The following is a 7,720-nucleotide window of genomic DNA, read 5'->3' as shown; positions in this document are numbered from 1 at the left end:
CCGTCCGGCCCGGCCGTGGACCGCACGTCCGCCCCGCTCGGCATCAGGAGAGCCGGCGGGCCTTCGCCGCCGCCTTCTTGGCCACCGTCTTCTTCGCGGCGGCCGTCCTGGCGGCGTTGACCTTGGTCGAATTCGCCTTGGTCACCGCCTTCTTCGCCGCGGTCCTCTTCGCCTGCCCCGGCACCGTCGCGGCATCGCTGACCCGGTCGCCGAGGATGTCCCGCAGGAACTTGCCGGTGTGGCTGGCCGGGATCGACGCGATCTCCTCCGGCGTGCCCTCGGCGACGACCAGTCCGCCGCCGTTGCCGCCCTCGGGGCCCATGTCGATGACCCAGTCCGCCGTCTTGATCACATCGAGGTTGTGCTCGATGACGATCACGGAGTTGCCCTTCTCGACCAGCCCGGACAGCACCGTGATCAGCTTGCTGATGTCCTCGAAGTGCAGACCGGTGGTCGGCTCGTCCAGGACATAGACCGTACGGCCCGTCGAGCGCTTCTGGAGCTCGCTCGCCAGCTTCACCCGCTGCGCCTCACCGCCGGAGAGGGTCGGCGCGGACTGGCCGAGGCGGACATAGCCCAGGCCGACCTCGTGCAGCGTCTTCAGGTGCCGGGAGATGGTCGGCACCGCCTCGAAGAAGTCCAGTGCCTCCTCGATGGGCATGTCCAGCACCTCGGCGATGGACTTGCCCTTGTAGTGCACCTCCAGCGTCTCGCGGTTGTAGCGCGCGCCGTGGCAGACCTCGCACGGGACGTACACATCCGGCAGGAAGTTCATCTCGATCTTGATCGTGCCGTCGCCGGAGCAGTTCTCGCAGCGGCCGCCCTTGACGTTGAAGGAGAAGCGCCCCGGCAGATAGCCGCGGACCTTGGCCTCCATCGTCTCCGCGAACAGCTTGCGGACATGGTCGAAGACTCCGGTGTACGTCGCCGGGTTGGAGCGCGGCGTACGGCCGATGGGCGACTGGTCGACGTGGACGACCTTGTCGACGAGGTCGTCGCCGCCGACGCGGGTGTGCCGGCCGGGGACCGACTTGGCGCCGTTCAGCTCGCGCGCCAGGTGGGTGTAGAGGATGTCGTTGACCAGCGTCGACTTGCCGGAGCCGGAGACGCCGGTGACGGCGGTCAGCACTCCGAGCGGGAAGGAGACGTCGATGTCCTGGAGGTTGTTCTCCTTCGCGCCGTGGACCGTCAGCTGCCGGGCCGGGTCGGCGGGCCGGCGGAGGTCGGGCGTCGCGATGGCGCGCTTGCCGGACAGATACTGCCCGGTGATGGACTCCTTGTTGGTCAGCAGCTGCTTGAGCGGGCCGCTGTGCACGACCTTGCCGCCGTGCTCACCTGCACCGGGGCCGATGTCGACGACCCAGTCGGCGGTCTTGATGGTGTCCTCGTCGTGCTCCACCACGATCAGGGTGTTGCCGAGGTCGCGCAGCCGTACCAGGGTCTCGATCAGCCGGTGGTTGTCGCGCTGGTGCAGTCCGATCGAGGGCTCGTCCAGGACGTAGAGCACGCCCACCAGGCCGGAGCCGATCTGGGTGGCGAGGCGGATGCGCTGGGCCTCACCGCCGGAGAGGGTGCCGGCCGCGCGGTTCAGCGAGAGGTAGTCCAGGCCGACGTCGACCAGGAACTTCAGCCGTTCGTTGACCTCCTTGAGGACCCGCTCGGCGATCTTCTTCTCGCGGGCGTTGAGCTTCATGTCCCGCAGGAAGTCGGCGCAGTCGCTGATCGACATGGCCGCGACCTCGGCGATGGACCGCTCCTGCACGGTGACGGCGAGCACGATCGGCTTGAGGCGGGTGCCCTCACAGGTCGGGCAGGGCACCTCGCGCATATAGCCCTCGAAGCGCTCCCGGCTGCTGTCGCTCTCGGCCTCGCTGTGCCGCCGCTTGACGAACGGCACCGCGCCCTCGAAGGGGGTGGTGTAGGCCCGCTGGCGGCCGTAGCGGTTGCGGTAGCGGACCTCGATCTGGGTCTTGTGGCCGTGCAGCAGCGCCTTCCTGGCGCGGGCCGGCAGCCCTGCCCAGGGCATGTCCGTACGGAATCCGAGGGCGTCGGCCAGCGCGTCGACCAGGCGGCCGAAGTACTCCTTGGTGTGGCCGCCGGACCAGGGGTGAATGGCGCCGTCGTCGAGGGAGCGCTCCTCGTCGGGGATGATCAGCTCGGGGTCGACCTCCATGCGGGTGCCGATGCCGGTGCAGTCCGGGCAGGCGCCGAAGGGCGAGTTGAACGAGAAGGAGCGCGGCTCCAGCTCCTCGAAGGAGAGGTCGTCGTGGGCGCAGTACAGATGCTCGGAGTACATCCGCTCGCGCTGCGGGTCGTCCGGCTCGAGGTCGACGAAGTCGAGGATGACCATGCCGCCGGACAGGCCCAGGGCGGTCTCGACGGAGTCGGTCAGCCGCCGCTTGGCGCTCTCCTTGACGGTGAGGCGGTCGACGACCACCTCGATGGTGTGCTTCTCCTGCTTCTTCAGCTTCGGCGGCTCGGAGAGCTGGATCGTCTCGCCGTCGACCCGGGCCCGGCTGTAGCCCTTGGTCTGGAGGTCGGCGAAGAGATCGACGAACTCGCCCTTGCGCTCGCGGACCAGCGGGGAGAGCACCTGGAAGCGGCTGCCCTCGGGCAGCTCGAGGACCTTGTCGACGATGGCCTGTGGCGACTGCCGGGCGATCGGCCGCCCGCACTCGGGACAGTGCGGCTTGCCGATCCGGGCGAAGAGAAGGCGGAGGTAGTCGTAGACCTCGGTGATCGTGCCGACCGTGGAGCGGGGGTTGCGGGACGTCGACTTCTGGTCGATCGAGACCGCGGGGGACAGGCCCTCGATGAAGTCCACATCGGGCTTGTCCATCTGCCCGAGGAACTGCCGGGCGTAGGAGGAGAGCGACTCGACATAGCGCCGCTGCCCCTCGGCGAAGATCGTGTCGAAGGCGAGCGAGGACTTGCCCGACCCGGAGAGCCCCGTGAAGACGATGAGGGAGTCGCGGGGGAGGTCGAGCGAGACGTTGCGGAGGTTGTGCTCGCGAGCGCCACGGACGATGAGACGGTCGGCCACGCCGGTCGGCACCTTTCTTGGAGAGGGGCGGGAGCCGCGGCTCTGCGTCCGCCGCTCGGTGAGCGAGCAGAGGCGGCGGAGCGGAGCGGAGCCCCCGCCCCAGGGTATGGGGACCGCCGCGGCACTGTCTTTGTGATGCCATAACGAGCCTATAGCACGTGCATTCGATTTACGGTACGCGCAAGCTCTGTTCACCCAAACGTGTGGCGGCCCCACAACCTTCCCGCACCGGCCGGCGCCTCCACGCCGCCGGCAACAGCAGGGCCCCGCCCCGGACCCGTTCCGCCCCACCCCGTCGACCGGCCCTGACTCTCCTCGTCGGCGGCGCCCGCAGCTCCGGCCGGACGTGCCTCGTCGGCCTGCGCGGGGGACCGGCGGGCACCGTCCCGGTCCGTCGCCGGCCTCTCGCGGCGCTTGCGCGCCAGTTCCGCGGCCATCCGGTCGGAATACAGCCGCATGTCCGCTTCCGCCTTGAGTGCCAATTCCTCCATCGTTACCTCCCAGGGTCTCGCGGCAGCCCCGACGCCTCCCGGAGTGACCGGACGCACGCCCCCTTCCGCGTCATCCGGACACGGCGCGGTCAACCGGACACGGCGCGCCGGCCGGCTTCTCACCCGCGTCTTCGAGTGATTCCCGTCTCATCCGGCCTCACCCCGCCGGGGCCGCCGGGGAGGTCACCGGCAGGTGCTCACCTGGTCGTGGGACAGGCCGGTGCGCGCCGTTGCGCACCACCCGGCGCGCACCCCTGCGCCCCGCCGGCGCCCTCAGCCCCCGCCCGGCAGCGCCCGCTCCAGCGCGTCGAAGGCCCGCTCCAGCACCGCCACCTGGTCGGCGGCCACCTCGTCCACCGGGTCACCCGCGAGCAGCCGGACCGCGGCACCCGCGTAGGCGACCCGGTACGCCGCAACGATCAGCGCCGCCGCCAGCCGGGGATCACCGGCCTCACCGCGCCGCCCTGCGGAACCGCCGCCGGCCGCCTCCGCGAGCAGCCCGGCCAGCGTGTTCTCGAGCTCCTCCACCGCCTCGCGCCCCCGCGCCCGCAGCGCCGGCGAGTCCAGCACCGTCCGCCAGAAGTACGTGAACCCCTCCCCCACCCCCGCCAGCGGGTGCCGCCGCGCCAGCAGGTCGAGGGCGAGCCCGCGGAGCGCGGCGAGCGGCGTCCGGTCCGCCCCGCGCTCCCGGACCGCGCGGGTGATCAGCTCGTGCCCCTCGGGGATCCGGTCGAGGAAGAGATCTTCCTTGCGCGGGAAGTAGTTGAAGACCGTCATCGTGGACACCTCGGCGGCGCGGGCGACCTCGGCGACCGTGACGCTGTCGAAGCCGCGCTCGATGAACAGCAGCGTGGCCTCGCCGGAGATCCGCCGACGGGTCCGCAGCTTCTTGCGCTCGCGCAGCGTCAGCCGTCCGTCCTCCTCGACGTACCCGGTCTCCTCGCCGTCGGCACGGCCGTCGCCGCCCTGTTCCTTTTCCCTCATGGTCATAATTTTAGCCGGAACAAATTTTTAGTGACTACACTTGACCGTATGAGTCATGACGCAGACGTAGTGGTGGCAGGGGGCGGCCCGGTGGGGCTGATGCTCGCCTGCGAACTCGCACTGGCGGACGTAACGGTCGTCGTCCTGGAACGGCTGGCCGAAGTGGATACGACGATCAAGGCGGGGGCGATCAACTCCCCCAGCGCGGAGGCCCTGTACCGGCGCGGGATGCTGCCCGACCTGATGGAGGTACAGCGCGCCGCCCTCGGGAAATTCAGCTCGTTCATGCGGCAGCGGCAGGCCGCCGGCGCCTCGGAGGTGAAGCCGCCGCCGAAGTTCGCCGGTCACTTCGCGGGCATCATGCTGCGCGGCGACCTCCTGGACGCGTCGGACCCGGACTTCGGCGCGAGCGGCCCGGCCGGCGACATCGGCCTGATACCGCAGGAGGCCCTGGAGCGGCTGCTCGCCGCCCGCGCCGCCGAACTGGGCGTCACGCTGCGCCGCGGTGTGACGCTGACCGGCTTCGACGCCGGCGAGGACGGCGTCCGCATCCACACCTCGGACGGCCCGCTGCACACCGGCTGGCTGGTGGGCTGCGACGGCGGCCGCAGCACTGTCCGCCGGCTGGGCGGTTTCCCGTTCCCCGGTACGGACCCCGAGATCACCGGCCACCAGGCCATCGTCGAGCTGACCGGCGCCGGCGCCCTGGGGGCGGGCTGGAACTGGACCGGCACCGGGACCTATGTCCACGGCCCGATGCCCGGCCGGATCCTCACCGTGGAGTTCGACGGACCGCCCGCGGACCGCGCGGCGCCCGTCACCGCCGAGGAGCTGCAGGCCTCTCTGCGGCATGTTTCCGGCGTACCGGACGTCACGGTCACCAAGGTGCTCTCGGCCACCCGCTTCACGGACAACGCCCGCCAGGTGCCCGACTACCGCTCGGGGCGGGTGCTGCTGGCCGGTGACGCGGCGCATGTGCACTCGCCGTTCGGCGGCCAGGGGCTCAACCTCGGCCTCGGCGACGCGATGAACCTGGGCTGGAAGCTTGCCGCCACGGTCAGGGGCCGGGCACCGGAGGGGCTGCTCGACACCTACACCGCCGAGCGGCACCCGATCGGCGCCTGGGTGCTGGAGTGGACCCGCGCCCAAGTGGCGCTGATGCGGCCGGAATCGCATGCCCGCGCGCTGCGCGAGGTGATCGCGGAGCTGACCGGCACGGTCGACGCCACCACTTTCTTCGCCAAGAAGATCTCCGGCGTCTGGCAGCGTTACGACCTGCCGGGCGACCATCCGCTGACCGGTGCCAGCGCGCCCGACCTGGAATTCTCCGACGGCACCCGGCTCGCCGCCCAGCTGCTGGGCGGGCAGGCCCTGTTGCTCGATCTCGCCGACGACCCCGAGCTGCGCAGGCGCGCCACCGGGTACGGCGACCGGGTACGGGTGCACACGGCCGCCTGCGCCGAGCGGCCCGGCCTCACCGGCCTGCTGGTGCGCCCGGACGGCTGCACCGCCTGGGCGGCCGACGCCGGGGACCCGCCGGACGGGCTCGACGCCGCGCTGCGCCGGTGGTTCGGGACGCCCCACGACGCGGCGGTCTGACGAGGGGCGGGCGGTTTCCGGCCTGCCGCCCGCCCCTCCCCCGGCACCCGCGTACGCCCCGGTGGGCCCCGGACGACTCCCGAACTCGCCCCAGTGGCGCTAGTTTCGGAGCATGACCAACACCCCGCCAGACTTCCCGCGCGACGCATCCGCCGTCCGTGAGGCCACCGACCGGCTCCTGGTCTCGGCCGGCAAACTGGACGACGAGGCGATCGCCGAACCGTCCCTGCTCCCCGGCTGGTCCCGCGGCCATGTCCTCGCCCATCTCGCCCGCAACGCGGACGCCCTGGTCAACCTCCTCACGTGGGCGCGTACGGACGTCCCGACTCCCATGTACGCAAGCGGCGCGGCCCGCAACGCCGACATCGAGCGGGACGCCGACCGACCGCTGGCGGACCATCTCAAGGACCTGCGGGAGAGTTCCGCCCGCTTCGACGCGGCGGCCGAGGCGCTGCCGGCGGACCGCTGGGCGTACCAGGTCGAGATGCGCAACGGCGTCGTCGAGCGGGCCGACCGCCTGGCGCTGCGCCGGCTGGCCGAGATCGAGCTGCACCATATCGACCTGGGCGTCGGCTACACCCTCGACCGGCTGCTGCCCGCATTCGTCGACGCCGAGCTGGACTTCCTGGCCACGGTGAAGTTCGCCGGCCACCCGGATCTGCCCGCCCTGGAGCTGCGGACCCACGACGGCCGCCACTGGCGCACCGGGCGTACGGCCACCGGGTCGGACGCCGGGGCCGCGCCCCTGGTGGTGACCGGCGCCGCGGCGGACCTGGTCGGCTGGATGACGGGACGCGGCGACGAGGACGGACTCGGGAGTTCGGATTCTGCGCTGCCCGCCGTCCCGCCGCTCTAAAGTGGCTTCATGGGCTACAGCGGAGCAGTGAAGGTCGGCGGACCGGCCGACGTGCATGAGCTGACCGACGTGATGATCTCGAAGGTCGCGGTCGGTCAGACGAACAACAACGCCTATCTCCTGCGGTGCCGGGCCACCGACGAGCAGCTGCTGATCGATGCGGCGTCCGAGCCGCACACCCTGCTCGCGCTGATCGGCGACAGCGGCATTGCCTCCGTGGTCACCACGCACCAGCACGGTGACCACTGGGGCGCGCTGCGCGAGGTGGTCGATGCGACGGGCGCGCGGACGTACGCGGGGCGGTACGACGCCGAGGGCATTCCGGTCCCCACGGACGTCCCGGTCGAGGACGGCGACACGATCACCGTCGGACATGTCGAACTGACCGCGCGCCACCTGGTCGGCCACACTCCGGGCAGCATCGCCCTGGTCTACGACGACCCGCACGGCGCCCCGCATGTGTTCACGGGGGACTGTCTCTTCCCCGGCGGCGTGGGCAACACCTGGGGCAATGCCAAGAACTTCGCCAGCCTGATCGACGACGTCCAGGCCAAGCTCTTCGACCGGCTGCCCGACGAGACCTGGGTCTATCCGGGCCACGGCGACGACACCACGCTCGGCGCCGAGCGGCCGCATCTGGCGGAGTGGCGCGAGCGCGGCTGGTAGGCCGTCACGGTCGGGGGGGCCGGGACGGGTAGGGGGCCCCCCCCCCGCGCCCCCCGGCCCCGCAGACGGGGGGGTGGGGGA

6 protein-coding genes are annotated in these 7,720 nt (G+C 71.5%); 3 read left to right on the top strand and 3 right to left on the bottom strand.

What is annotated here, in order from left to right:
- Window positions 1-43: 43 nt before the first annotated feature.
- The 3 genes from uvrA to AB0D04_RS41700 all read right to left on the bottom strand — a co-directional run bounded on the left by uvrA (window position 44) and on the right by AB0D04_RS41700 (window position 4,518).
- Window positions 44-3,043 carry an excinuclease ABC subunit UvrA gene (gene uvrA / locus AB0D04_RS41710; protein WP_362712635.1) on the bottom strand — a complete coding sequence of 1,000 codons (3,000 nt, stop codon included), beginning with the start codon at window positions 3,041-3,043 and terminating at the stop codon, window positions 44-46.
- A gap of 191 nt (window positions 3,044-3,234) precedes the next feature.
- Window positions 3,235-3,534, bottom strand: coding sequence for a hypothetical protein (locus tag AB0D04_RS41705; protein ID WP_362712634.1), 300 nt, complete (start codon window positions 3,532-3,534; stop codon window positions 3,235-3,237).
- Window positions 3,535-3,807: 273 nt separating this feature from the next.
- Entirely contained in the window at window positions 3,808-4,518 is a 711-nt protein-coding gene (locus tag AB0D04_RS41700; RefSeq protein WP_362712633.1) for a TetR/AcrR family transcriptional regulator, read from the bottom strand.
- Window positions 4,519-4,566: 48 nt separating this feature from the next.
- Here AB0D04_RS41700 and AB0D04_RS41695 point away from each other — a divergent pair, with 48 nt between their 5' ends.
- The 3 genes from AB0D04_RS41695 (at window position 4,567) to AB0D04_RS41685 (ending at window position 7,639) form a co-directional block, all read left to right on the top strand.
- Window positions 4,567-6,117, top strand: a complete 1,551-nt coding sequence (locus tag AB0D04_RS41695) for an FAD-dependent monooxygenase (RefSeq protein ID WP_362712632.1) — start codon at window positions 4,567-4,569, stop codon at window positions 6,115-6,117.
- A 112-nt stretch (window positions 6,118-6,229) separates the two neighbouring features.
- Window positions 6,230-6,973 (top strand): maleylpyruvate isomerase family mycothiol-dependent enzyme, encoded by a 744-nt coding sequence (locus AB0D04_RS41690; RefSeq protein ID WP_362712631.1) that lies wholly within the window; start codon window positions 6,230-6,232, stop codon window positions 6,971-6,973.
- Between the two features lie 9 nt (window positions 6,974-6,982).
- Complete coding sequence (locus AB0D04_RS41685) at window positions 6,983-7,639, top strand: MBL fold metallo-hydrolase (protein WP_362712630.1); 657 nt, start codon at window positions 6,983-6,985, stop codon at window positions 7,637-7,639.
- Window positions 7,640-7,720 lie beyond the last annotated feature (81 nt).

This window comes from Streptomyces sp. NPDC048483 (assembly GCF_040651455.1).
Taxonomy (GTDB): domain Bacteria; phylum Actinomycetota; class Actinomycetes; order Streptomycetales; family Streptomycetaceae; genus Streptomyces.
This window is presented reverse-complemented; position numbering and strand designations above follow the sequence as displayed.

Bases quoted from the DNA above. Each gene is read 5' to 3' on its own strand.
- AB0D04_RS41700 (WP_362712633.1), bottom strand. From the start codon at position 4,518: ATGAGGGAAAAGGAACAGGGCGGCGACGGCCGTGCCGACGGCGAGGAG.
- AB0D04_RS41695 (WP_362712632.1), top strand. From the start codon at position 4,567: ATGAGTCATGACGCAGACGTAGTGGTGGCAGGGGGCGGCCCGGTGGGG.
- AB0D04_RS41685 (WP_362712630.1), top strand. From the start codon at position 6,983: ATGGGCTACAGCGGAGCAGTGAAGGTCGGCGGACCGGCCGACGTGCAT.
- AB0D04_RS41690 (WP_362712631.1), top strand. From the start codon at position 6,230: ATGACCAACACCCCGCCAGACTTCCCGCGCGACGCATCCGCCGTCCGT.
- AB0D04_RS41705 (WP_362712634.1), bottom strand. From the start codon at position 3,534: ATGGAGGAATTGGCACTCAAGGCGGAAGCGGACATGCGGCTGTATTCC.